This is a genomic window from Vibrio sp. QJM3NY_21, from assembly GCF_057785975.1.
The window spans coordinates 1,344,690-1,370,343 of the sequence record NZ_CM173514.1 but is presented as its reverse complement, the minus strand read 5'-3'; the positions used below and the strand labels follow the sequence as shown (position 1 = coordinate 1,370,343).

General features: G+C 44.3%; 22 protein-coding genes. 16 read left to right on the top strand and 6 right to left on the bottom strand.

Translation table 11 applies throughout. The annotated features are described in order from the left end of the window. The first annotated feature begins 193 nt into the window (after positions 1 to 193). From AC3CID_RS21615 to AC3CID_RS21570, 10 genes are all read left to right on the top strand, one after another. Positions 194 to 1,774, top strand: a complete 1,581-nt coding sequence (locus AC3CID_RS21615; RefSeq protein ID WP_488527436.1) for an arylsulfatase — start codon at positions 194 to 196, stop codon at positions 1,772 to 1,774. A gap of 306 nt (positions 1,775 to 2,080) precedes the next feature. After that, positions 2,081 to 3,391: an anaerobic sulfatase maturase gene (locus tag AC3CID_RS21610; protein WP_488528003.1), complete on the top strand. Its 1,311-nt coding sequence runs from the start codon at positions 2,081 to 2,083 to the stop codon at positions 3,389 to 3,391. A gap of 12 nt (positions 3,392 to 3,403) precedes the next feature. Beyond that, positions 3,404 to 3,937 (top strand): hypothetical protein, encoded by a 534-nt coding sequence (locus tag AC3CID_RS21605; protein WP_171316545.1) that lies wholly within the window; start codon positions 3,404 to 3,406, stop codon positions 3,935 to 3,937. Beyond that, positions 3,934 to 4,965 carry a tetratricopeptide repeat protein gene (locus AC3CID_RS21600; RefSeq protein WP_488527435.1) on the top strand — a complete coding sequence of 344 codons (1,032 nt, stop codon included), beginning with the start codon at positions 3,934 to 3,936 and terminating at the stop codon, positions 4,963 to 4,965. The genes AC3CID_RS21605 and AC3CID_RS21600 overlap by 4 nt, the downstream gene beginning before the upstream one ends. A 63-nt stretch (positions 4,966 to 5,028) precedes the next feature. Next, positions 5,029 to 6,057, top strand: coding sequence for an AAA family ATPase (locus AC3CID_RS21595; RefSeq protein ID WP_488527434.1), 1,029 nt, complete (start codon positions 5,029 to 5,031; stop codon positions 6,055 to 6,057). Positions 6,058 to 6,068: 11 nt separating this feature from the next. Further along, entirely contained in the window at positions 6,069 to 7,013 is a 945-nt protein-coding gene (locus AC3CID_RS21590; RefSeq protein ID WP_065205861.1) for a DUF58 domain-containing protein, read from the top strand. Beyond that, positions 7,003 to 7,515: a DUF4381 domain-containing protein gene (locus AC3CID_RS21585; RefSeq protein WP_488527433.1), complete on the top strand. Its 513-nt coding sequence runs from the start codon at positions 7,003 to 7,005 to the stop codon at positions 7,513 to 7,515. The genes AC3CID_RS21590 and AC3CID_RS21585 overlap by 11 nt, the downstream gene beginning before the upstream one ends. After that, positions 7,502 to 8,653, top strand: coding sequence for a VWA domain-containing protein (locus AC3CID_RS21580; protein ID WP_474356728.1), 1,152 nt, complete (start codon positions 7,502 to 7,504; stop codon positions 8,651 to 8,653). Before AC3CID_RS21585 ends, AC3CID_RS21580 begins: the two co-directional genes overlap by 14 nt. After that, positions 8,650 to 10,245: a vWA domain-containing protein gene (locus AC3CID_RS21575; RefSeq protein ID WP_488527432.1), complete on the top strand. Its 1,596-nt coding sequence runs from the start codon at positions 8,650 to 8,652 to the stop codon at positions 10,243 to 10,245. Before AC3CID_RS21580 ends, AC3CID_RS21575 begins: the two co-directional genes overlap by 4 nt. 34 nt (positions 10,246 to 10,279) lie before the next feature. Further along, positions 10,280 to 11,497, top strand: a complete 1,218-nt coding sequence (locus AC3CID_RS21570; protein ID WP_488527431.1) for a BatD family protein — start codon at positions 10,280 to 10,282, stop codon at positions 11,495 to 11,497. Here the strand turns inward: AC3CID_RS21570 and AC3CID_RS21565 are convergent. Both AC3CID_RS21565 and AC3CID_RS21560 read right to left on the bottom strand, forming a co-directional pair. Further along, positions 11,494 to 12,399, bottom strand: a complete 906-nt coding sequence (locus AC3CID_RS21565) for an urea transporter (protein ID WP_114635567.1) — start codon at positions 12,397 to 12,399, stop codon at positions 11,494 to 11,496. The two genes, AC3CID_RS21570 and AC3CID_RS21565, sit on opposite strands and share 4 nt — an antisense overlap. An 81-nt stretch (positions 12,400 to 12,480) precedes the next feature. Beyond that, positions 12,481 to 13,140 carry a pyridoxamine 5'-phosphate oxidase family protein gene (locus AC3CID_RS21560; protein WP_488527430.1) on the bottom strand — a complete coding sequence of 220 codons (660 nt, stop codon included), beginning with the start codon at positions 13,138 to 13,140 and terminating at the stop codon, positions 12,481 to 12,483. Positions 13,141 to 13,230: 90 nt separating this feature from the next. Between AC3CID_RS21560 and pdxR the strand changes: the two genes are divergently transcribed. Continuing rightward, the gene (gene pdxR, locus AC3CID_RS21555) at positions 13,231 to 14,688 is read left to right on the top strand and encodes a MocR-like pyridoxine biosynthesis transcription factor PdxR (protein ID WP_488527429.1); all 1,458 of its coding nucleotides are present in this window, start codon (positions 13,231 to 13,233) and stop codon (positions 14,686 to 14,688) included. Positions 14,689 to 14,734: 46 nt separating this feature from the next. On the opposite strand, the gene yjeH is transcribed toward pdxR, so the two are convergent. Next, a complete protein-coding gene (gene yjeH / locus AC3CID_RS21550; RefSeq protein WP_488527428.1) occupies positions 14,735 to 16,003 on the bottom strand; it encodes an L-methionine/branched-chain amino acid transporter in 1,269 nt (422 codons plus the stop codon). 256 nt (positions 16,004 to 16,259) lie between these two features. On the opposite strand from yjeH, the gene AC3CID_RS21545 reads away from it, so the two are divergent. From AC3CID_RS21545 to AC3CID_RS21535, 3 genes are all read left to right on the top strand, one after another. Then, positions 16,260 to 16,721 carry an Lrp/AsnC family transcriptional regulator gene (locus AC3CID_RS21545; RefSeq protein ID WP_488527427.1) on the top strand — a complete coding sequence of 154 codons (462 nt, stop codon included), beginning with the start codon at positions 16,260 to 16,262 and terminating at the stop codon, positions 16,719 to 16,721. Next, a complete protein-coding gene (locus tag AC3CID_RS21540) occupies positions 16,715 to 17,635 on the top strand; it encodes a LysR family transcriptional regulator (RefSeq protein ID WP_004730031.1) in 921 nt (306 codons plus the stop codon). The genes AC3CID_RS21545 and AC3CID_RS21540 overlap by 7 nt, the downstream gene beginning before the upstream one ends. Positions 17,636 to 17,762: 127 nt before the next feature. Then, the gene (locus tag AC3CID_RS21535; RefSeq protein ID WP_029221972.1) at positions 17,763 to 18,377 is read left to right on the top strand and encodes a LysE family translocator; all 615 of its coding nucleotides are present in this window, start codon (positions 17,763 to 17,765) and stop codon (positions 18,375 to 18,377) included. 103 nt (positions 18,378 to 18,480) lie between these two features. Here the strand turns inward: AC3CID_RS21535 and AC3CID_RS21530 are convergent, their stop codons facing one another. Next, the gene (locus tag AC3CID_RS21530; RefSeq protein ID WP_488527426.1) at positions 18,481 to 19,644 is read right to left on the bottom strand and encodes an alpha/beta hydrolase; all 1,164 of its coding nucleotides are present in this window, start codon (positions 19,642 to 19,644) and stop codon (positions 18,481 to 18,483) included. 53 nt (positions 19,645 to 19,697) lie between these two features. Continuing rightward, positions 19,698 to 19,928 carry a hypothetical protein gene (locus AC3CID_RS21525; RefSeq protein ID WP_029221973.1) on the bottom strand — a complete coding sequence of 77 codons (231 nt, stop codon included), beginning with the start codon at positions 19,926 to 19,928 and terminating at the stop codon, positions 19,698 to 19,700. A 274-nt stretch (positions 19,929 to 20,202) separates the two neighbouring features. Here AC3CID_RS21525 and hcp point away from each other — a divergent pair, with 274 nt between their 5' ends. Together hcp and AC3CID_RS21515 are read left to right on the top strand one after the other, a co-directional pair. After that, a complete protein-coding gene (hcp, locus tag AC3CID_RS21520) occupies positions 20,203 to 21,864 on the top strand; it encodes a hydroxylamine reductase (RefSeq protein WP_488527425.1) in 1,662 nt (553 codons plus the stop codon). Positions 21,865 to 21,983: 119 nt separating this feature from the next. Further along, complete coding sequence (locus AC3CID_RS21515; protein ID WP_488527424.1) at positions 21,984 to 23,063, top strand: FAD-binding oxidoreductase; 1,080 nt, start codon at positions 21,984 to 21,986, stop codon at positions 23,061 to 23,063. A gap of 299 nt (positions 23,064 to 23,362) precedes the next feature. Here AC3CID_RS21515 and AC3CID_RS21510 read toward each other — a convergent pair whose 3' ends face one another. Then, entirely contained in the window at positions 23,363 to 24,799 is a 1,437-nt protein-coding gene (locus tag AC3CID_RS21510) for a glyceraldehyde-3-phosphate dehydrogenase (RefSeq protein WP_004730041.1), read from the bottom strand. Between the last annotated feature and the right edge of the window lie 855 nt (positions 24,800 to 25,654).

Below are 25,654 nucleotides of genomic sequence, written 5' to 3'. Positions count from 1 at the left end.
TATTACTATGTATAAGCTAGCTTTTTATCGGACTGCAAGTCAAATGTTAAACCATATAATCGAATAATATTATCTATGTTCGATATATCAGTATTCTTTGAATCAGTAATACTACTGATTACCAATTCCTCAGTTTCTTAAATAATAGCTCACGGAAAGAAATTACTTTTAAAATTACAAAAGGTCTTGAGCTATGTTCAAAAAGAAAACCTTCCTACAACTTGCGATGGGCGCGGCACTTGCATCGACTGCAATGGCAAGTTATGCGACAACGGATACAAGCCACCCCAACATCCTAGCTATCTGGGGTGATGATATCGGTATCGATAATATTTCGGCGTATACACGAGGCCAAGCAGGTCACTGGACTCCGAACATCGATCGTATCGCGAATGAAGGCGTGCTGTTTACTGACTTCTATGGTGAAAACTCTTGTACAGCTGGTCGTAGTGCATTTATTACGGGTCAACACCCAATGCGTACTGGTTTGACAAAAGTAGGCATGCCTGGCGCTGCTGAAGGTATGCGCCAAGAAGATCCTACAATCGCAACCATGCTCAAAGCTAAAGGTTACATGACAGGTCAGTTCGGTAAGAACCACCTTGGTGACCGCGATGAACATCTACCAACCGCTAACGGTTTTGATGAGTTTATGGGTAGCCTTTACCACCTAAATGCTGAAGAAGAACCAGAGCATCCGGATTACCCGCAAGCGCCAGGCTTTAAGAAAAAATTTGGCCCGCGTGGCGTTATCCATTCATACGCTGATGGCCGTATCGAAGATACAGGTGCTCTAACGATTAAACGTATGGAAACCGTTGATGAAGAGTTCCTAGAAGCTGCTTTAGACTTTATCGACCGTGCTCATAAAGAGAAAAAACCATTCTTCGTTTGGTTTAACTCAACGCGTATGCACGTTTGGACTCACCTGAAAGAAGAATCAAAAGGTCTATCAAAACGTGGTGGTCTATACGGTGATGGTCTAGTTGAGCACGACAACATGGTCGGTCAACTACTTGATAAGCTGGACGATCTGAAGATCGCTGATAACACTATCGTTTCGTACACCACCGATAATGGTGCAGAGAAATGGTCTTGGCCAGATGGTGCGACATCTCGTTACTACGGTGAGAAGAACTCGACGTGGGAAGGCGGTTTCCGTGTACCAGCAATGATGCGCTGGCCGAACAAGATCCCAGCAGGCTCTGTTGCAAACGAAATTGCGGCGCACAATGACTGGGCTCCTACATTCTTGGGTGCGGCTGGCGAGAAAAATATTGTTGCTGACCTGAAGAAAGGTAAAAAGCTTAATGGTAAAGAGTACAAAGTTCATTTAGATGGATTTGACTTAATGCCAGCGCTTAAGAAAGGCAACAACACAACGGCAGACAACTCTGTTGATTGGCCTCGTAAGGGCTTCGTTTATGCAGCTGATGATGGTCATATTTCAGCTGTTCGTATGGGCGACTTTAAAGTGATGTTTACTGCAAACGAATGTCACGGTATTGAAACTTGGCAATGTCAGTTCGAAGAACTGCGTTTCCCGTATATCTTTAACCTGCGTCAAGACCCGTATGAAAATGCGCATAAAGATGGCATTGGTTACTCTCAATGGCGTGTTGAGCATGTTCCATACATGTACTTAGGTGCAGCTTACACATTCCAATTCTTGAAAACATTCCAAGAATTCCCACCTCGCCAAGTCCCGGGTTCTTTCTCTATCGACAAGATCGTTGAGAATATGAATATCTGGCAGCGTGCTCAATACCAATAGTATTGAGTAACAAGCGAATAATATTGAGTAATAAACTCATATTATTGAGCTTATAGGTGAGTCAAGCCAGCCCTCGCTGAAAAACTGATGAGCCACTTAAAAGAGCGATCCTTGTGATCGCTCTTTTTGTTTTCTAACGCTCTTTTGTTTTTAGGCGCCCTTTGGTTCTCATGAACAATGAACAGAATCCGTAATACTACTGATTACGGCTGCTAAGTGCTGTTGAATAATAGTCACAGATAACCGTTACAGGTTTCTATCTTAGGGAAGTAATCGCACAGTGAATGTGAGTGAACGAGAAGAGGAATAACAATGACCCAATCAGCTCAACACAATACCATTATGTTGCCAAAAGCAGCCCCAGCGAAACGTATGAATATCATGACTAAGCCCATTGGCTCCGCATGTAATATTGATTGCACGTACTGTTACTACCTAAGTAAAGAGGAGTTGTTAGGCCATGAGCGTGGCTGTGCGACTCAAATGAGCGAAGAAATGCTCGACACCTACATCAAAACCTATATCGAACAACAAAATTTTCCAGAGATTGTTTTCCATTGGCAAGGCGGAGAACCAACGTTACTAGGGGTGAACTTCTTTCGTGACGTAGTTCGCCTGCAAAAGAAATACTGCCCAAAAGGCGTGAAAATTGAGAACAACCTGCAGACTAACGGGACGTTACTTAATGATGATTGGGGCAAGTTCTTAAGTAAAAACAATTTCATGGTCGGCTTGAGCATTGATGGGCCGGAGATGATTCACAATGCATACCGTACCAACCGTTCGGGGCGAGGTACATTTAAACAAACCATGAAAGGTGTAGGCATTCTGCATAAACACAAGGTTAACTTTGCGACGCTGACCTGTGTAAATAACCTCACTGGTTCAAACCCACTCGAAGTATACCGCTTTCTGCGCGATGAAATTTGCTCTCCACAGATGCAGTTCATCCCGATCGTAGAACCAAAATCATTCCGAGAGACAGCACCACAGAAGTGGTCAGAAGAAGAGATTCTTTTTCAAGGTATGCCTGAAACCGAGCCTAGTCATCCGAATTCAATTGTAGAGTCTTGGTGCGTTTCTGCTCATCAATGGGGAGATTTCCTGTGCACCATTTTTGATGAGTGGTTGGAAAACGACATCGGCAAAGTGAATGTTCCGTATTTTGAATCTTGCGTAGAGACTTGGATGGGACGAGTAAACCCTCTTTGTACACTGGCTCCTATGTGTGGAAAAGGCTTGGCTATCGAACATAATGGTGACGTTTTTGCGTGTGACCATTACGTTTATCCCGACTACAAACTTGGCAATATCAAGAATGCTAAGCTTGAAGATCTGCAATTTTCAAAAGGCCAAGAAGAATTTGGCCGAGCAAAAGAGTCAACGTTACCTAAACAGTGCCGCGAGTGTAATTATCAGTTTGCCTGTTTTGGTGAGTGTCCGAAAAATCGCTTCATTAAAACCCTCGATGGTGAAACAGGCTTGAACTATTTGTGTGCAGGCTGGAAGCAGTTTTTCTCACATATTGACCCTTATATTTCAATGGTTGTTGCGACTATTGGCTACCCAGTGAATAAAGGCATCAATGGCGATGCAATGAAGATTAATTTTAAATAGAGGCGTTATCCGATGAAACTAAAAACTATTGTGCTGCTTGTTGCACTGATTAGCCAAACGGTTACCGCTCAGACTAACGCGGTATCACCTACAGACACTCTATTTAATCAAGGATCGGTAAAAGCTGTGATTGATATGGCTTTTAATACCAAGAGTGAACGATATACAGAGTTTGCTTCGCTTTTTAATCTTTGCCAAAAGCGCCCTAATAACCCTCAATGTGGTGAAAAATACAAGACCAAACGTACTAATTACGAGGTGGCGAATGCGAATTACAATGTACTATTAATGACTAATGAGCCGCAATTTATCACATTGATGATGCCTCCGGTTAATTATGAAGAGTTAGTTTCGGCTCTCAAAACATTGGGTTACATGAGTGATAAGCAAGTAAAGGTAGATCCAGCGCAAACACTTGAAGCGTTAAACCAATGGCTTGAATTCCATAATTTTGCGGAAACAGATGAGATTTATTTCATGCACGCTCTAATGGTGAGAGCTGAAGAGTTATCCCAGAAACTGTATATAGAGCGTCATCCAGTATGAAACATAAGCTAATCAATTGGTCAGCAGTGTTGCTTATTATTGTTGGAACGCTACTTAGCTTTTATTCTTGTGCCACTCTGGCGAATAGTGTTCAACCTTTAGATAATGCAAGTGTCAACCAAGTGGTAACTGTTGCTGAGCAACGTGAGCAGTTACTCGCGGAGTACTCTCAAAATGAAGCTCTTGCCATAGATCAACGTGCAGCTGCGACTGTTAACTTAGGGATATATTATGGCCCGAATTCGGTTATTGCCGTTGCTAGAGCTTCACGTTCTGAACATCCACAAATGCGCCTGGCGGCAATACAAGCCGCAGAACAGTGGCAGGGTAAAGCAAAGTGGGATGTTGTCTCCCCATTACTTGATGATGTTGACCGCGATGTTGAAGCGCAGGCTGTTCGAACTTTGATTATTCTTTGGCCGCAGTTATCCGGTGAGTATCTCGACCGCTTGGCTCCAGCAATCGATAGGCACCTAACCTTACTCTCCAACGATCTTGATGGTGATTTAGAGCGAGCTTGGATCTACACCTTACAAAGCAAATTTCAACAGGCTGAACTGATCTACTTAGATCGATTTGAGAATCGTAAAGAGCCTAGGGTTGCCATTGCTTACGCAGAGTATTTAAAAGGTATTGATGACGATGAACAAGCTCAGCATGTTCTACAGCAAACGTTGATTGAGTTCCCTGAATCAGCGGCATTGCACTATAGCCTTGGCTTGTCTTACTTGCGAACAGGGGAAAGAGTGAAGGCGCTACGTCGCCTGAGAAATGCGTATGATCTGGAACCTAATAGCGGGTCCTACGGATACACCTACGCGACCTTGGTCCGAGAAAATGACGCTGAGACCGCGATTACTGTCTACCGAGCTATCTATCAAAATCATGCTCAACCCGCTTATCTATATGCTTTGTGCGACGCATTGTTGAATGCTGGACAAGATGCGAATACGTGCCTTGCTGAGCTTGAATCTATCGCTCCTCAAAATGTTGTCTCAAAACTAAAACAACTCTATCTGCCAAATTAAATCAATGCTGATATCCCAATTCAGGTACTACAGCTTATTTAGGTAGCCTTACAAGGTAACGTTATGTCCACAGATACTCGTGCAGCAGTTTGTCATTTAATTGAACAGACAAACCTATCTATTATCGGCCAAGCTCATGTTACACAATCTATGATGATTGCGTTGTTGTCGGGCGGTCATATTTTATTGGAAGGGCTTCCTGGAACGGCAAAAACTCGCGCCGCGAAAATATTGGCAGAACAATTAAATATGGCCTTTAGCCGTGTGCAATTCACGCCCGATCTACTTCCTTCTGATGTAACTGGCACGCAGATTTATCATCAAGAGCAGTCGAAGCTGGCGTTCCAACCTGGCCCTATTTTCAGTTCTATGGTGTTGGCCGATGAAATTAATCGAGCCCCAGCCAAAGTTCAAGCCGCACTGTTAGAAGCGATGGCTGAAGGCACAGTGACGGTTGCGGGTGAAACAATGTCATTGCCAGAACCTTTCTTAGTGATAGCAACACAGAACCCTGTTGAGCAAGAGGGCACCTATCCGTTACCAGAAGCGCAGATGGATCGCTTCATGATGAAAGTGAATGTTGACTATCCAGACCGAGACTCTGAAATGTTTATTATTGATCTAGTGCGTAGTGAAGAACTCGCAGTAATGGATGAGGAAGTGAACAAGAGTATGGATACAGGAACCCTACAACAAGAACAAAATGAATTGCTAGCTGCGGCATTTGAAGGCGGTGTTGAGCACATTGCAGCTGGCAAAGAGGCGGTAAAGCGAATCCATACCTCACAACCGATCAAGCAATATATTGTGGATCTTGTGATGGCTACTCGTTTTCCTCATCTGTATCCAGATTCTAATTTAGACAAATGGATCGATGTTGGCGTAAGTCCTCGTGCATCAATTGCCTTGGATAAATGTAGCCGTGCACACGCATGGCTAGCTGGGCGTGATTATGTGACACCAGACGACGTGAGAACGGTCGTGGTCTCGGTATTGGGTCATCGTATTACTCCAAGTTTTGATGCTTTGTCGAGTTCGGTGACAGCAGAGCAGATTGTTGATGAGCTACTGCTCAATGTGCCTCTTTCTTAGGGAACGTTGTTATGAATGTGTCCGATGACGTAAGGGTTGTTAGTTCTTTTGAATCTCTGATGGCGACAAAATTGAAGTCGACAGGTTTCTCGTTGCCACCCATAGCTAAAAGCCGTTCTCGACAAGCGGGTAACCATTTATCTCGTTACCGTGGTCGAGGGCTTAACTTTGAAGAGTTTCGACACTATCAAATGGGTGATGATATTCGCAGTATTGACTGGAATGTCACACAGAGAATGCTTGAACCTCATGTAAGGGTTCAAAGTGAAGAAAAAGATCTGCCGGTGGTGTTACTCGTCGATCAACGCAGTAGCATGTTCTTTTCATCGGTCGATACCATGAAATCTGTGGCGGCAGCTCAAGTTGCTGCTTGCTGTGCTTGGAAAGTATTAAAAGACAGTGATCGCATTGGAGCGTTAATCTTTTCAAATGAGCAGTTGTACTGGCATAAACCACAACGTCATTCAGCACATGTCGCACGAATTCTTCAGTCTCTGGCACTCGCTAATCAAGATTTGTCTCGTGCAGAACATAAAAGTAAAGAAGTCGCAGGTTCAGGGTTATCCGATGCTTTGACTAAGCTAACGCAGCAAAAGCTAAAGGGTTGTTTGATCGTGATGATCAGCGACTTCAATGATGCTACAGAACAAGATGTTCAACGAATCAAATGGTTAAAGCAGCACAATGATTTGATGGGTATCGCTGTCAACGACCCTATGGAACTGGAACTTCAATTTTCTCAACCGATTCATATTAGTGATGGTGAGTGGCAGCTATTGGCGGATACTGCATTGAACGAGAGGCTTCATCGATACAACCAAGCAATCCAACAGGGCTACCAAGATATCCATCAGTTATTGAGTGCTGGTGGAGTTGATGTGGTTAGATTAGACACGTCTGGGAACCACATAGCTGATTTTATTCAAAAAATGAGTGGGGGCTACCGTGTCCGATAATCGAGTTTTACTCAAAGGTTTTATCGATCCTGCCTCTACTGTGGATGTCAGTTGGTTGCCAACAACAATTGGTTGGAAAGTCACCTTTGTTCTGATTTTGGTGTGGGGGGCTTGGAAGTCGTTCCACCTTTTTCGCTCCTACAAAGCGAACAAATATCGTCGTCTGGCGGTAAAAGCGATCAGTAGAAGTAAACAAGACCCCATTGATAATCAGCGCCAGCAACAAGAGTTACGCAGAATAAACAGTCTGTTGAAGCAAGTAGCTTGTTGTTCGTTCCCTGGAAGTAAGGTCGCGATGCTCAGTGGCAATGAATGGGGGGAGTTCCTCACTGTTTCTTCACCGCAACCCATTTTTGACCGAGCGCTTTTGTTGCAATGGCAGCAAGATATCTACAAGCCCGCATCAGATTATAGCTGGACCGAAAGTGAATTAAGTCAGATTCGTTTAAGCGCCATTACGTGGGTAAAAAGCCATGTGAGAGGGACAGATGATCGAGTTTGAATACCTTTGGGTCTTTACCTTATTGCCCTTGCCGATTCTTATCTACTCTTTTGTGCCGAGTCATCAAACTCCTCAAATTGCCTTGAAAGTACCTTTTTTTGATGCGTTGGCATCAAGTTTAGGTCTGAGTGCTGAGAAAGGCTCAAACCAGATTAAGGCGGGTATTTGGCAACGTTCTTCTCTGATTCTAGGTTGGCTTTTAGTCGTATTGGCAGCTGCAAAACCTGTTTGGCTAGGGCCTGAAGAGACGAGAGAGCTAGCTGGGCGTGATGTAATGATTGTTTTGGATCTGTCGGGCTCTATGGCGACGGACGATTTCTCTAATCGTGCTGGTAACCAAGTGACTCGTTTGGCGGCCTCAAAAGAGGTGTTGGACACGTTCAGTCAAAAGCGAAGTGGCGACCGACTCGGCCTGATAGTATTCGGTGATTCTGCTTTTTTACAATCGCCCTTTACGGCTGATCACACTGCGTGGTTAGCGCTGTTGAATGAAACCGAGCCTGCAATGGCAGGGCAAAGTACTCATTTAGGCGATGCAATTGGACTCGGTATTAAGACATTTCTTTCCGAGAATCAGAAAGACAAGCAAGAGCCGTCACCCGACTTAAATAGTACTCAACCTGATCAGCTTTTTCCTGAAGACCTTGTTCCTGAAAACCTAGACCCTCAAAACCTTGCTCCTGAAAAACATGAGCACGAACGCCTTACTCACGAACATCTTAGTCGAGAACATTTGATGATTGTGCTTACCGATGGCAATGATACCGACAGCTTAGTGCCGCCGATTGATGCCGCGAAAGTGGCTGCTGCGCACAACATTAAAATTCATCTTGTGGCGATGGGGAGCCCGAACACTTCAGGTGAGCAAGCGATTAATATGGAAATCATTGATACCGTTGCCAAGTTGACGGGGGGACAGAGCTTTCTAGCGATGTCACCTACTGAGCTGGATAACGTATACGACACTATCAATGAACTCGAACCTAGTGTGTTTGAAAGTTACCGTTATCAGCCAAAACAAAGCCTTCATTATGTGCCTTTGCTTATCGCCTTCATCTATCACTTAGTGTTTATGGTGGTTCGGTCTGTTTTGCGACTTCGTATCAAGCCTGAGACTCTAAATAGGAGGGCTTTATGATGGGAAACTTTCATTTTATTCGCCCTGAATGGCTGCTACTAATCGTGCCACTCATTGTGGTGTTGATCATGAACTGGCGCCGCAGCCAAAAGCAGAATTCGTGGGTAACCCATTTGCCCAAGCACTTGTCTGATGCTTTGCGTGTTGGTGAGTCGTCTCGTGTTAAGCACCTTCCGATCATTCTACTCAGTGTCATCTGTTTGGTCGCGATAGTGATTGCTTCCGGGCCCAGTTGGTATCGTCAGTCTTCGCCTTTTGCAGAAGACACTACGCCTTTGGTGATTGTGCTCGATGTCTCTGAGTCAATGTTACAAAAGGATGTTGCGCCAAGTCGTCTGTTTAGAGCAAAGCAAAAAATAGCGGAGCTTATTGAGCTGCAAGGTAAAGGGAAAACAGCGTTAGTTGTCTACTCGGGTACTGCTCATTTAGCGATGCCTTTAACGCAAGACGTTGCGGTGTTTAAGCCTTTATTAGAGGCTATTCAACCCGAAGTAATGCCAAGAGAGGGTAAATTTGCGGAATATACCCTACCTATCACCAACAAATTGGTATCTGAAACTGACAATGCAACGGTAGTGCTGGTGACCGATGCCGTTAATCAACTGGCTTACCGTGAGTATCAAGGTTATTTCAAGGGAAAAGGTTATCAACTGCTGATTTATGGTGTTGGTAATCAAGATGTTCCATCTCCGTTACCTATGGAAATTGAAACTCTGTCGAAATTAGCTAGATCGGTGCATGGTGACTTCGTTGCTTTTACTCAAGATAACCAAGATATAGAAAATCTTAGTGGGGAAATAACGTCTTTTGCTGAGCTCTCAGCAGATCAAGCTGAACCTTGGTTTGATGCAAGTTACCCTTTGGTGTGGGTGGTGCTGGTACCGTATTTATTGTGGTTTAGAAAAGGTTGGCTAGTTCAATGGTGCGTTGTAGTTTCTCTATTTTATAGCGCGACTTACAGCCCTAATTTATACGCAGCAGAGTTTTCGTTGGTCGATATTTGGCTGACTAAAGATCAGCAGGGCGCTCTGTATTATCAAGATCAAGAATACCAACAAGCCGCGCAAATCTTTGAAAATGAGTACTGGAAAGCAACGGCCTATTACCAAGCTGGCGAATATGAAGTGGCACAACAATTCTACATGCGCAGTGATACCTTACAGGGGCAATTAGGTGCGGCGGCTTCATTGGTGAATCAAAAAGAGTTTGTTGCGGCAAGGTCTTTGTATCGAGAGATCTTGGAGCAATACCCTGACAATCAAGAAGCTCTTCATAACTTAAAGATTGTTGAAGATGTTATTGCTTATATTGATAATTTTACGAAGGAACAATCGAAAAGCAATGAACGTCAGGTGAGCCGAGAAAATGGTGATAAGCCAGAACGCTCGGATGGCGTAAAGCAGCAAGTAGCACAAGATCAAGTGATTCAAGAAGTCTTATCCGCTGAACAAATCTTGAGTGATCCAGGCGCCAACGAAAAATGGATGAAGCGAGTTCAGAGTGATCTATCGAGCTTTATCTCAACCAAGTTTGCATTGCAGTATCAGCAAGGGGTGGCTAACCAAACGGAGTGGAAAGATGAAGCTAAGTAGGTTATTTCAGCTTTTGTGTTTGGTCATTAGCTTAATGAGTCATTTGGCTTATAGCCAGCAGCTAGCTTCGCTCTACGATCAAGGCAATGTGAGGCTTAACGTGTGGTTGAGCCACGTCAGTTCGGATATTGCAGTGCATGAGCAGGTTACTCTAAATATTGAAGTGATGACAGACACATGGTTTACCAAAGGCACCAAGGTGAACCGTATCGAGGTTGATAATGCGGTCGTGTTGCCTATGAGTTCTTTTGCTGTGAACTCCACAGAACGTATTGATGGGAAAGTGTACTCCAAACAACTCTGGGAAATTGTGCTTTACCCATTACATAGTGGAGAGTATCAAATCCCTCCTGTCGCGCTTGAGATTGGCGTAAAGCAGGGCAGCAATAATGTTGATGGGGTGGTGATGACGAAGGCTTTGTCTTTCAATGCTCATAAGCCTTCTGCCAATATGACTTCTGATCAGAAATGGTTAACAGGTACTGAAGCTAACCTGAAAGAAAAGTGGACGCTTGTCTCTCAAAATGAAAGCTCACAGGGCTTGGAAGAACAGCTCAGTGTGGGCGACGCAATTACCCGTGAAATTACATTATCTGCACACGACACCATCAGCGCACTTTTGCCGGAAATCACGACACTCCCAGAGACCTTCACGAGTCAATTTTTGGTATATCCTGAATCAACTCAGTATAGAGATGATGAGCAAAGGGGTGTGCGTCAGGCTCAAAGGTTAGAAAGGATGACTTATATAGTGAACAACGCTGGCCGGGTTACGCTTCCTGCGGTTAGCGTTTTTTGGTGGGATTCAGAGTATCAACAGCAAAGAACTCTTGTCTTACCTGAGCGAAGTTGGCAAGTGTCGCACACCTTCGCTTCTTTTGTGGAGCAGTACAAGATGCTAATGGTCGGACTCGCTGTCATCGTTGTTCTTGTGACTTTGAGTACAGCACTGTTGTACCGCTATGTTAAAACAAGGCCTAAAAGCAAATGGCTTTGTTTAGCTCAAGCTATCCATAAGAAAGATATACCTTTGTTCGAGAATTCGATTTATCAGGTTCTACTTGAGCATTTTCAATCTAGAGTGCTGACTCCAAGAATAGAAATGGTCGAAGGTATTGAGATGATATGGCAAAGATATAAGAAAAGCTCTGAGCATGAAAAACTACGAAAGAATGAATGTTCTCGATTAGTCTTATTTAAAGTACTGATAGCTTTTCTCTTGTTTGTTAAATCGGGTAGATTAAACCGTTAACGGGTAACGCGATTTTTTTTCATCACTCCAGACAAATAGACAATCCCCCAAGTACTTAAAATAAAAGGGGCGGTGAGTGGCTGTAGTGACAGTTCATGAAAGCCAAGTGTAACAAGGCAGCTCAAAAGAATGCCTAATAGTATTAGCGGCCAAGGGATTCGCGGATAGAGCACAAGCGCTAGAGTGGCAAGAATGGCGTTGTACCCATAAAGACCTTGGGCTACCAGTTCGTTAGAAGCACCAATCATCTTACTAAAAATGATGCTTATTATTACTGCTAGCACAACCCAAGTGGCATGCTTTAGGTTGTTAAGCGCGATGGCGAGCAAGATAACGAGCCCCGACAATGCATTTTCGATAAAGCTGACTTGGCTAATCCCTTTTAAGAGCGGGATCACTACTGGCGGCAGGTTAAACCACGAGTTTTCCTCAAAACTGATTATTGGTATCAATGCTGAGCTCGATGGAGAAAATACCGAAAGTCCTAAGCTTGATTGGATAAGATAAATCAGCCAAGAGGTGAGGATAAAGGCGCTAGTGTAACCGCGATATTTCTTAAAGCGGAATACAATATTGGCAATGGGAACTGTGAGCAACGCGCCTAACACAGTCACCAAAGCCAATAATGGTGTGACACCAAAAAAGTTACCGATAAATAAACCAATTAAAGCCCCATTTAGCGCGAACATCCCATTATCAAGGTCTTTGCTTTGTTTGATGGAATAACGAGCCAATGCATAACTGCAACTTGCGCCAAGCAGGGTAAGGAAAGCAAGTGAAAGTGATTCAATCGAAATGGCAAGCAACAGCAAAAGCGACGTCATGGCAGACGGTGTGAAATAGACTTGCCCAATGCCATTGAGCAAGCCTTGAAATGGTAGGATATCCTTATTCGTTTTCATCGTCTGATTACATCATGAGTCATGTTGATTTTTTGTAATTCAGATTGTATATAACTCCATCCTTTTGACTACCTAAGTGTGTTAATTTTGATACCAACGTTCACCATAAGCTTGTTGGTAATCTGGCGTTTCAATGATGCCTTCTTGCTCTGGAACGGTTTCTAATGGTCCTACAACGGTGCGATAAGGCAACACACCCGCCCAGACAGGAATATCCATGTCAGCCTTATCATCATTCACACCATGCTTTCCAATTTTGACGGAGGCTTCCGTTAACGGTATTGCCAATAACTCGGTCGCGGTGAGCTCTTTCTCATTACTGAGCCTGACTTCATTGGTTCTTCCCGGCGCGATTTGCTCAATGAAGATGTTTAATAATTGATCCTTTTCTTGGTTGTCATCGATGACTGAGAATGACCCTAATACCAAAGCAGAACGATAATGTGCACTGTGATGAAATGCAGAGCGAGCCAACACCCAACCATCGAACAAAGTGAACGTTAAACAGGTAGGCTCTCCCTTTTTCAGATCTCTCAATAAGCGACTGTTTTTGGCTCCATGAATGTAAACCATGTCATCCACTCGCCACGCGAGCATCGGGATAACCATTGGCCCTTGTTCCCCCTGCAATGCAATGTGTGCGATTAAGCTCTCATCAATAATTTGGTGCAGCTTCTCTTGTTCAAATACGGCTTTGTGAGCCCCTTTTTTAATCGTGGTTCTTTTCGTGTTAGATAACATAATCGCTCCTTAATCATTGCCTTTTGATTAATGTAGCGATTAACTGGTCTATTAAATAGAGCCACTTTTAAACACTATTTGGATCCAGTTATGCAGCCTATTGATGTCGGTGACCTACAGTTAGACGAGCAACATGACACGCGTCAAACCGCCTTGTTTCACGCGATCAGAGAGAAGATCGTTCACGATTTATGGAGCAAGGGCAGTAAGTTACCTTCAACACGTAAGTTGGCTGTGGAATTGTCAGTAAGTCGAAATACGGTGATTTACGCGTATGAACAACTGGTTACTGAAGGCTATATCGAGAGCAAGCAAGGTTCAGGGTTTTATGTCTCGGTTGAACAGCCAGAGCACTTCCTAAGTTTGTCTCAGCCAAACAGTGTTCAGGATGCACTGGTTAAGCACGTAATAAGTCAACCGATGGCAAACATAGCGACACCTAACGACATTAACCGCAGCTTTGCCCCTGGAGTTCCTGACTTAGATGCATTTCCTTTTGCGAAATGGCAGAGGCTGCTGCAACGTCACTCTACGCGTCAGAACATTGCGGGTAATCAAGAGGTTCAGGGAAGCTTGGCCTTGAGGGATGCGTTGAGTGGGTATCTTGCGAGTAGTCGCTCGGTTAATTGTAGCGCTGACAGAATTATCATCACCGCAGGTGCGCAGCAAGCCATCTCACTCGGATTAATGGCGACGTTAGCGATGGGCGACAAAATCCTTGTGGAAGAGCCGGGCTATCGACAAGTGCATAAAATTATCGATCTGTTAAGGCTAGAGCTAGACGGTGTGAGTGTGCGTGAAAAGGTTGGATTAGATATTGAAAAAGTGTTGTCCAGTAATGCTAAGGCTCTCTATGTCACGCCGAGTAACCAATACCCAATGGGCACGACCCTCAATACTGAGCAACGCCTCAAGTTGATCGATTGGGCTAACAAACATCAGTCATGGATCATTGAAGATGACTACGACAGTGAGTTCCAGTTTGCTCATCGCCCTTATACCTGCATGCAAGGCTTAGCGGGAAAATTAGGATTCGATGATCGCATCATCTATGTCGGTTCCATGAGCAAGGTGATGTTCAATGGCCTGCGACTAGGTTACTTAGTGGTGCCTGAAAATTTGGTGGCGAAGTGTCTTGAGATTAAAGATGCGCTCACCGGAGACACGGCGTCTCATACACAAGAAGCTTTGGCGGATTTTGTTCGCGAAGGCGATTTATTGCGTCATATTAGAAAGATGCGTCGTTCATACAAACTCAAGCATGAAGCGATGATAGAAGCGATTAAAAGTGAGTTTCATGGCGATCTTGAAGTGATTAGCCAAGCGGCAGGGCTACATGTGACCGTGAAGTGGTATCAAGGCATATCTGAACATGAGTGGAGCCGTAGAGCAGAGCTTGAAAATATCATCATTCGTCCTTTTGATTTTTATGAATATGGATCAAGTGATGCTCGTGATTGGAATGGGGCGGTGTTGGGGTTTGGGAATATCCGTTTGGCTGACATAAAGCCGAAGATCACACAGATCGCTCGGCTTTTTTATCAGTAATATTGGTAGGGCATGCTTACAGTTTGTCGATTCATCATTAATCGAGTTATAACTTGTCGACAGAAACGGTTTTACCTTTACCTAGCCACTTACGCCAAGGGAGTGACAATGTCACAAAAATAGTCACGGCATAGAGCATCGACCAGCTTAAACAGATAAACACTAAAGTACAGATGACCAATGAGAGCATGGCGGTGTATCTAGATGCGCCAGTCAGTAATCGGCAAGCCGCTAACATTGCAAGCAGATAAACCAGAACGAAAATACCGTTGGCGAGTTTAAGAAAGAATTCGAGATCGAGATTAGACAACTCACCAATCACACAAGAGATAAGCGCGACAAAGCCAATTGCTAAGGTTGGGTAAAGTGGTACGCCACGGCTATTGAGTTGAGCCATTCTACTCGTAGGAGTGTGTTGGCGAGCCTGAGCCCAAATCATACGAGACAAGCTTTGTGTGTAAAGGTTTAGGCTAGCAAAACAAGCAAAGAAACCAAGCACACTGATGACGGTTTTGAAGCCATTACCAAACAGTTGTTCTGTTACCCACGGGATGGATGCAGCATCAAATTCAGGTGAACCATAAGCGCCTAGCTTGATAATAACCACCGAGCAAGCCCAGTACACTATGCCCGCAACGAAACACCCTGCAATGATTGCGATGGGAAAGTCACGCTGTGGATTTTTAAATTCTTCTCCCATGTGAGCAAAGGCTTCTATCCCGACAAAGCACCAAAACATCACCGCTAAGGCTGCGCCAATCGACCACATCGAATCAGACGTCATGGTCGGAACTGAGATGTCCGCTGCAGTGATGTCGGCTTTCCAAACAAAGGCGCTAACCAAGGCAAAAATCGACAAGGCGATCACCGTTTGTAAGCGGCCAGAAGACTTACTGCCCATCAAATTGACGGCGATAAGCAAAGCCACGGTAAATGACTGAGCACTCAGAGGTGTGTCGAGTGGTGCTGGTAACAGTTGTTGAGCAAAGCCACCTGCCAATGCAATCGCTGCTGGAATGCCGACAGGGATAACACTCACAAACAACCATGCCACGCTTGTTTCTAATCTCTCACTGAACGCTTGGCGCACAAAATAGGCCGTGCCGCCTGCGTTGGGGTAGCGTTTTCCTAATGCGGCAAAGGTTAGTGCAATCGGGCAAATAGCGATAAACAGGATTAACCACGCGAGCAGTGACAACTGTCCTGCAATGCCTGCTGCGATCGCAGGGATCATAAATAATCCAGTGCCTAGCAAGGTAGTCGAGAGTTGTCCGATTCCTGAAATAAGCGTGATTTCTTGTTTGAGTTGTGTCATTCGCTCTCCTAGCTATTGGCTTATCATATCGGCCTTATTGTGCCTGTCTTCTGATGTATGGGTGATGCTATGAATGAGAGCATACATTGTCGACATCAATAATACAGCTAGCGAAACGTCTTAAGACACCGTCAATTTAACGGTTTTAACTTGATTAAGCGTGAAAGTGTCGGCTGTCATAATGGCTGTTATAAGTAGGAAAGTTGTGTCAAATTAGGCGTTATAAATAGAACAATAAATGGAAAGAATCAGAAGCATGGATAAATTTGATCGCCAAATTTTGGATATTCTCAAAACCAATGCACGATGCTCAGTGAGCGATATCGCCCGAGATGTCAGTCTTTCGCGTTCGGCGGTGAATGCCAGAATCAAGAAACTGGAAAGCGACAAAGTGATTACGGGTTATTGTGCTCAAGTGGCAGAGCCCAACCAAACTAAGAATGTGTGCGCTTACATCTTGTTGAAGTTCGACATGTCGAGCAGCGACCATAGTTGTGAGTCTTACGCGAAACGTATCCAGAGTATTGATGAGGTGCAATGGTGCCACTCTATTAGCGGTGAGACTGACATGATGCTTTATGTTGAAGTTGAAAGCATGGAACGTTTGAATCAAATCCGCGATCGGCTGCAAAGCTATCCAGAGCTTCGACACCTTATGACTCATACTGTCTTGACGGAGTTTTTTAACAAACAGAATGCGACGGTGCATTCATGTTAGGCAATATCAACTTAAATCTACTGCGCTCTCTGCATGTGCTTCTTGAAGAGTGTCATGTCAGTCGAACAGCTCAGCGTTTGCACATCACGCAATCGGCGGTGAGCCGTCAACTGGCTCAGCTTAGAGACCTATGTGGCGATCCTTTGCTGGTTCGTGATGGCAACAAACTGGTTCCGACTAATCGTGCTTTGTTGCTCAAAGGCAAACTCGATGACTTGCTTGGAGAGTTCGACCACCTTTTAGACGATAAACCCTTTGAACCGCAAGACTGGCAGGGTGAACTGGTATTGTCTTCGAGTGACTATGTGGCTCAGTATATTCTTCCTGTTATTGTTGCAGAGGTGTCCGCCGAAGCCCCAAACATTAATTTGGCCTTCCGTTTGTGGCAGCCAAACTACCTTGAAGCTCTGAACGAGTCGGGTATTCATTTGGCTTCCAGTATGTTTCCCACAAAGCCAGAACATGTATCAAGCATTAAGCTTGGTGAAGATAAATCGGTGTGTTTGATGCGCAAGTCGCATCCATTAGCCCACCAATCGGCTTTGAGTGCAGAAGATATCGTCAGCTACTCTCACATCAAAGTGACAGGTGGCGGAGATAAAGACAGCTACGCGGACATAGCATTGAAGAAAAAAGGGCTTAAACGAAGAGTGGCTCTGCAGGTTCCGTTCTTTTCATCCGCTGGAACCGTATTAATGCAAGACGACTATCTGATGATCGTGCCTGAACATATCGCCTATAACCTAGGTCGGCACCTCGATACTGCCTATTTTTCTTTGCCATTTGATACGGAAATGCACACTTATTGGTTAATGTGGCACCCCAAGTATGACAACGATTCTGCCCACAAATGGGCGAGAGAAAAGGCATTCCAAGCTATGCAGAAGTCGAGTTATAACATCAGTATGACTTGAAATCATAGGTGTAATGATAATCTTTGATTTCAAATAATACCTTCTGCGAATTATGGTAAGTGCTAAGTATTGAATATTAAGCAAAGAGGGTTCAGCTAGGACGCTTTGTTTTACTAGGAATGGAATAATGACAGTAACAATTTGGTTTTCTTTATTAGCGATTTGCTTGTTGGGTGCAATGTCTCCGGGCCCAAGCTTGGCTATGATTGCAAAACACAGTCTGGCTGGTGGCCGCATGAACGGGCTTATCGCGGCTTGGTCTCACGCCGTAGGCATCGGTATTTATGCGTTCGCAACCATTGTTGGTTTAGCCGTTGTACTTGAGCAATCCCCCATGTTGTTCAAAGCCATTAGTTTAGCGGGTGCAGCGTATCTGCTTTATCTCGGCGTGAATGCGTTGCGTTCGAAAGGTGGTGTTGCCGCGAAATTGGAAGCGGGTGAGCAGATGAGTTACATGCAGTCTGCGCGTGAGGCTTTCTTGATCTCTATTTTGAGCCCAAAGATCGCACTGTTCTTCATCGCTCTGTTTAGCCAATTTGTTGCACTAGGTAATGAGCTGACTAATCAAGTGATTATCGTATCAACACCGCTACTTGTAGACGGTTTATGGTACACATTTATCACCTTGGTGTTGTCTAGCCCTTTGATTGTTGAACGTATTCGCTCGAAAGCTCAGTTGATTGATCGACTATCTGGCGTGGTGTTGATTCTACTTGCTGTGCGTGTGGTGTGGATGATTTAGTCATCACTAGACCTTAAGATCTAAAACGGCTCACAAGAGATTATCTTGTGAGCCGTTTTTGTTTCTACTTATCTAAACGCTAACAGTTAACAGCTAAAAGAAGTTAGCCTGCTGAGTTTAGAACCGTATCTAATTCTTTCATTGAGTCAGCAAAGTAAGGGTTATAGGTCAAACGAGCATGGTTCTTCCCTTCTTCACGATACCCCCATGCTGAGTACCAAACTTCACTTGTCGCGTTGCACTGTTCTTCAAAACCTGCCTCTTGACCATTGGAGCAGATCTTCTCGCTACCATTGATTCCGTAATACGGATTGCTTGGCGAGAACAGTAAACCCATGTGAGAACCGTTCGAGATGCGTTGCTCCGGGAGCTTCATGCTGTACTGAACCGCTCGCGGATCATCGAGTGTCGTCTCTCCTTGCCAAATCAACACATTGTTTGGGTTGGGCATGGATTCAGTAAACGCTTGTTGAACGAAACTGGTGTCAATCACGCTGTCGCCTTCACTCATCATAATAAACACCGGTTTATCGAAGTGCTTATCTTGTAAGTCATCACGAACGACCTCTGATGTCTCGTAGTAAACCGAGGCACCGTTCATTGGCAATGAGTTGTAACGCAATACATTGTCTTCAGGATCTTGATCCGCCCAAGTGACGAAGTAGCTTGCTAGCCCAGCGTATTGAACGGCAGACGAGCTTGGTTGAAACGCAGGAGAAAACAGCAGCAACCCGGAGATCTTTGGATCGTTCATCGCCTGTGACGTGACGAGATTTGCACCTGTTGAGTAGCCACCAAGCCACACAGAATCATACTCTTGCTCAAGCAACTTAGTATGGTGAGCTACCACACCTTGCCAATCTTTTAAGCTCGGTTGCATTAGGTCACCCACACGACTGCCGTGACCCGGAAGCAATACGGTTCTCACTAAGTAACCTTGCTCAGCCAAATGGGTAGCGATGTCTTTAAACGAATAGGGTGAATCGCCTAATCCATGGACCAATAACACTGCCTTGCCGTTAGGTTTGGTAGGTTTGTATTCAGTCGGGGAGTTCAGTTGAATCTCAAGCTGCTTGTCTTTTGTCATGAACACGCGGTTTTTCAGCAGCCAATCTTGGGTGTCATTGACGTAGGCATCAAAGCTATCTTGCTGATAGGCCGGCAAGCTTGGAGATGTTTCGTAAGCGGGTATAGATGTCTCGTTGGAACAACCAACGAGACTTAAAGTCGTTAAGGCGAGCAGCGTTAGAATGGTATTTCTATGCATTTTTTAATGTTGTCTCTATTGTGCTTTCACTATGTTTGAAACTAAAGTTTAGATTACTTTCTGCTTGAAAGGTCTTCGTATTCACCTTCAATAACACCGGCATCATTGGTTGATGACTGACGAGTGTTCATATGAGCTGCGAAACCTTGTTTCTTCATTTGATTCTGAATGCGCTTGCCAGTAATTAAAGCTGCGATAGCTAAAGGAATAGCAAGGATCAAGCTAGTGAATAACGCCAAAAGGCCAGTAAACAACGCAACAATCGTAACTAATATATTTTTCATATTCATTCCTCTTTTTCTATGTTGTTACTATATCGCTTCTATTCTGAACGAAACATGAACACCACCAAATAATTCTAGAGAGTCACTATGACACAGGTGTGTGTGGATTGAGAGTTTATATGTAGTCATAATCACGCACTAAAATAAGGGAATAAACGCAAGGTCAATAAAATCAATGAGTTAAAAGTTGGCACGGTTGATGCTCTATAGGGGTTGGAATAAGTCACTGTAAGCAAAGCACTTACAGCTAATAAAAAATTACTGGAGCCCCTTTATGTTCTGTATTCAATGTGAACAAACGATTCAAACCCCAACCGTAAAAGGCTGTTCTTTCGCACAAGGCATGTGTGGAAAAACCTCGGAAGTATCCGACCTTCAAGACGTGTTGGTGCATTCTCTTCAAGGTGTTTCTTTTTGGGCAAGCCTAGGTCGCGCTTGCGATGTTATTGATACAGAAGTTGATGAGTGGGCACCAAAAGCGTTCTTCGCAACACTGACTAACGTTAACTTCGACCCTGCTCGTATTATCGAATTCGCACAACAGTCTCATGAATTCAAGCAGCGTTTAGAGCAAAAAGTTCGTGCAGCAGCAACATTGATTGGTTTTGAAATTCCAGCACTTTCGGCTGCTGCGCAATTCGATCTTCCAACCGATTCTTCAGAGCTATTGGCACTTGCCCCTCAAGCTGCGGTAAACCGTGGTCACGACTCTCAACATGAAGACGTGATTGGTCTTCGCCTTCTTTGCCTATACGGTCTAAAAGGTGCGGCAGCGTACATGGAGCACGCGCGTGTTCTTGGTCAAACTGACAATGCTATTTTTGCTGAATACCACGAAATCATGGCTTTCTTAGGTACTGACCCATCTGACCTAAAACAACTGCTAGATACGTCTATGCAAATTGGCTTGATGAACTACAAAGTAATGGAAATGCTGGATAAAGGTGAGACAGATACCTTTGGTCACCCTCAACCAACAACCGTGAATGTTAAGACTAAGAAAGGCCACTGTATTCTTGTTTCTGGTCACGACTTACATGATCTAGAAAAGATCCTTCAACAAACTGAAGGCAAGGGCATCAACGTTTACACCAATGGTGAGATGCTACCTGCACACGGTTACCCTGAACTGAACAAGTACCCACACCTTGCGGGTAACTACGGCAGCGCTTGGCAGAACCAGCAAAAAGAATTCGCTAACTTCCCTGGTGCCATCGTAATGACATCTAACTGCCTACTTAACCCAGATGTAGGTTCATACGCAGACCGTCTATTTACACGTAGCATTGTAGGCTGGCCGGGTGTTGATCACCTTGAAGGCGACGATTTCAGCGCAGTAATCGACTGTGCTCTTGCGCAAGAAGGTTTCAAACACGACGAGATCGAGCAGATGATCACTGTCGGTTTTGGTCGTAACGCACTGATGGAAGCGGCACCTGCGGTTATTGAGCAAGTGAAAGAAGGCAACATCAAGCACTTCTTCCTAGTCGGTGGTTGTGACGGTGACAAGTCTGAGCGTAGCTACTACACAGACTTCACAGCTCAAGCGCCAGAAGATTCAGTAATCCTGACACTTGCATGTGGTAAATTCCGTTTCAACAAGAACCAATTTGGTGACATTAACGGTATCCCACGTCTGTTAGATGTTGGCCAATGCAACGATGCTTACTCAGCGATTCAGCTTGCTATCGCACTGTCTCAAGAGTTTGATTGTGGTATCAACGAACTTCCGTTAACGCTGGTTCTATCTTGGTTCGAGCAAAAAGCGATCGTTATCCTGCTTACCCTGTTCGCTCTTGGTGTGAAAGGTATTTACACGGGCCCAACAGCACCTGCCTTCCTAACAGAAAACCTATTAAAGATTATGCAAGACGAGTTCGATATGCGTTCTATCTCAACGCCAGAGCAAGATCTTAAAACAATCTTAGCGGCTTAATTTAAGCCAACTCTAAGCCCCGTTGTTGTGACGTTTTTCTAAAACAGACAACGGCGGGGCTTTTTCGATTTAAATCTTTAGTCATTTAATCATCTAGTCATTAGCAAGGTACACGAACTATGTATGCATGGTCGGATAGCGATTCAATCAATTTAGTGTGTTTAAAGAAATGGCATGAGACGCCAGATACGGTCAGCTTTGAGCTTGGCTGCGTTCCACAAGACTTACATTTCAACTTTAAGCCAGGACAATTTATTACTCTGGGTTTGGATATGCCGACGAAAACCGATTACCGTGCTTATTCTGTAGCGTCTTGTCCTGAAGATAACCGCCTGAAATTGACGGTAAAGCGTGTGGAAGGTGGCTTGGTTTCGAACTTTATTGTTGATGAACTTGATGAAGGTGATGAGGTCTCTGTATTGAAGCCTGCTGGTGCGTTTAACTGTATTGATTGCATGCCAACGACGACAAAAAAAGTGACGCTAGTGAGTGCGGGTTGCGGTATCACTCCTGTGATGGCGATGGCAAAGTATTGGTTGGCTCAAGGCAGTGATATTGACATCGATTTTGTTCACATGGCACGTAATCGACGCGAGACCATCTACTTTGAAGAGCTTAACCAACTTGATGAGACACACGCTAACTTTAACCTTAAGTTGCTTCTGAAAGACAGTGAAGGAACAACTGCTCCCCAAGGTCGTCTAGACAAGAGCTGGTTGGTAACACTCAGCCCAGACATTTTAGACAGAACCGTTTACTTGTGTGGGCCGGTTAGCTTTATGCAAGACATAGAGAACTACCTGAAAGAACTTGAGTTCAACATGGATAACTTCTACCAAGAAAGTTTTACTCCAGCGACTCAAAGTAATAATTCACTAGCCAATGGCAATACTGCTTCAGAAGAACTACAAGCAGAAGCATCTGCAGATTCAAATGGTGCCGTTAAGGTGTTTGTTCCTGCATTTGGCGCAGAAGTAGAAGCTGAAGCGGGCACACCATTGGCTGATTCATTAGAAAAAGCAGGCGTTCCAATTATCATCGCTTGTCGTAGTGGGATTTGTGGTTCGTGTAAGTGTAAAGTAACCAAAGGTTCGGTGGAGTCAAGCAGCCAAGAGACTCTGACGCCAGAACAGATTGAGCAAGGTTATGTACTCGCGTGTTCGAGTGCGATTCAGTCAGATGTTGAGATTGAGTTGTAACAGACGTGAAGGGAAGCTTTCCAAGAGTGACGAGGATAAAGTTCTTGTCATAGCGATAAAAGTTAGCTTGCCAGATGTAAAAAGGCCACTTAGATCAGATAGAGAGAGCAGATCTAAGTGGCAACCTTCCTGTTTATACGGGGGAGTAAAACAAGAAGGGTTGCAAAGCCCATTACAGACCTCGCAGATATAATTATTATGTTGTGGAGCTGGTTACCTAAAACTGTTTATAGAATCTAAGGAAGTAATAGAATCTAAGGAAGTAATAGAATCTAAGCAATTTACAGGCTCTAAGCAGTTTATACTTCAGGGTAAGTCTTGTAGCGCACACCCATCATCTGTTCCATACAGTGAACAACCTGACAGCTGTAGCCAAACTCGTTGTCATACCAAATGTACAGAACAGCACGGTTGTCTTGTGCGATAGTCGCAACACCGTCAACCACACCAGGGTGGCGAGAGCCAACCAAGTCCGTCGATACAATCTCAGTCGAATCTGTGTAATCAATTTGTGCAGACAGAGAAGAAGACAGCGCCATTTCACGCAAGTATTCGTTTAACTCTTCTTTGTTTGTGCCTTTCTCAAGGTTTAGGTTTGCTACTGCCATTGAAACATTTGGCGTAGGTACGCGAATCGCATTACCTGTTAGCTTACCTTCCATTTCTGGCATCGCTTTTGATACCGCTTTAGCAGCACCAGTCGATGTCAGAACCATGTTCAATGATGCAGCACGACCACGACGATCGCCTGAGTGGAAGTTATCGATTAGGTTTTGGTCATTGGTAAATGAGTGAACCGTTTCAATGTGACCAGACAGTACGCCGAATTTATCGTGAACCGCTTTCAATACTGGCGTGATTGCGTTTGTCGTACAGCTTGCAGCAGAGATGATCGTGTCTTCTGGTTGAATGACATTCTCGTTCACACCAAATACTACGTTCTTGATGTCGCCTTTGCCTGGCGCAGTCAGTAGTACTTTCTTCGCACCGTTACATGCAACGTGTTGGCTTAGGCCTTCCGCGTCACGCCATACGCCTGTGTTATCAACCACAAGTGCATTTTCAATACCGTAAGTCGTGTAATCCACTTCTTCTGGCTTGTTTGCGTAGATAACTTGAATGAAGTTGCCGTTTACGATGATTGCTTTACGTTCTTGGTCAACTACGATACTGCCGTTGAACTGGCCGTGAACAGAGTCACGACGAAGTAGGCTAGCACGTTTTTCTAGGTCGCCGTCTTTGCCACCACGTACAACGATTGCACGTAAACGAAGTGGGTAACCTGGGCCACTTTTCTCGATCAATAGACGAGTTAGCAGTCGGCCAATACGACCAAAACCGTACAATACAACGTCACGAGGTTCGGTCATTGCATCGCCTTGAAGCGATTCTACAAGTGCAGTTTGTAGAAAATCATCCAACCCGTGAGTGTCTTCGCGATCTTGCCAGAATGCATGGGCAAGGCGACCAACATCAATACGACATGGAGACAAGTCCATAGAGAGAAGGTGTTGAATGATTGGTTGAGTCTGTTCTGCTGTAAGAGGAGAACCAGTGTAACGTTTTGCGATGCGGTGAGCTTTGATGATGTCGATAGTTGTCGCGTTAACCAGGGTCTTGCCGAAGAGGATAACTTCTACGCCTTTTTGACGGTATAACTGACCTAAAGTTGGAGCGATGGATTCAGCAATAGTTTGACTAGTTTGCCAGTCTAGGAGGTGCTTTTCGGGGCTCATCTTTACTCGGGACCTTTCACGTTAAGTTTCTGCATTCATGGCGGTTGTAGGGAAGCCAATCAGCATAGGGGATTTGAGGTATCAGGCTGTGGTCTTTATTGCCACTTAAATGTGCTTGATATGCCTTGTGTGCAACTTGTAATTTTTATGTGGCAGGATTGTAAGGTACGACGGGTTATTCTGCTAGGAAAAATAAATGCAGACAAATTATCTGTAAGTTGGCTTTATATTAGCCATAAATCAAGTTTTAAGTGTCGATAAAGGCTATTGACTTTAACAATCTGTAGCACTTATTTTTCGCCAAAAAATACTCAAATCAAAATATTATATGTAATAAAAGTCATAGTGTTCATTAAAGGTGTGACCGTGATCTCAAATTACACGTAAACAGTAAGCGACAAATAAGGTGATCAATGCGTTTTCTTCTTCGATCTTTGAATACGCCGAATTCGAGTGCGAAAAGTGCATGACGCAAACGATTGGATCTCACAAATTTCACTTAACTTCGGTGTTTGTTGGTTTATAGAGTCATTACTCCCAACCTTGTGGAGCCGAGAAGCGTGGCCGTTTGCTTATTATGCGAGTGATAATAACTGGATAAAGCTTGCTTCGTTAAACTTCACTTGTTCATACCTCGTTTGTAAACAGCTCTCTCATCTATACTCCTCCTGTTTAAACATCTTGTGTTTAGATCTCGCGTGTTTAAAGCACACTTGTTTACAGCACAACTGCTTAAAGCATATTTGTTTTGAGTCTATCTGTTTAGTTAAAGCCCCCCTTTAAAGCCTAAACATGGAGGTAAGTTGATCATAATTTACCGTTCTGGGCTCAGAGTATCGTTTGTTCATATCCAAT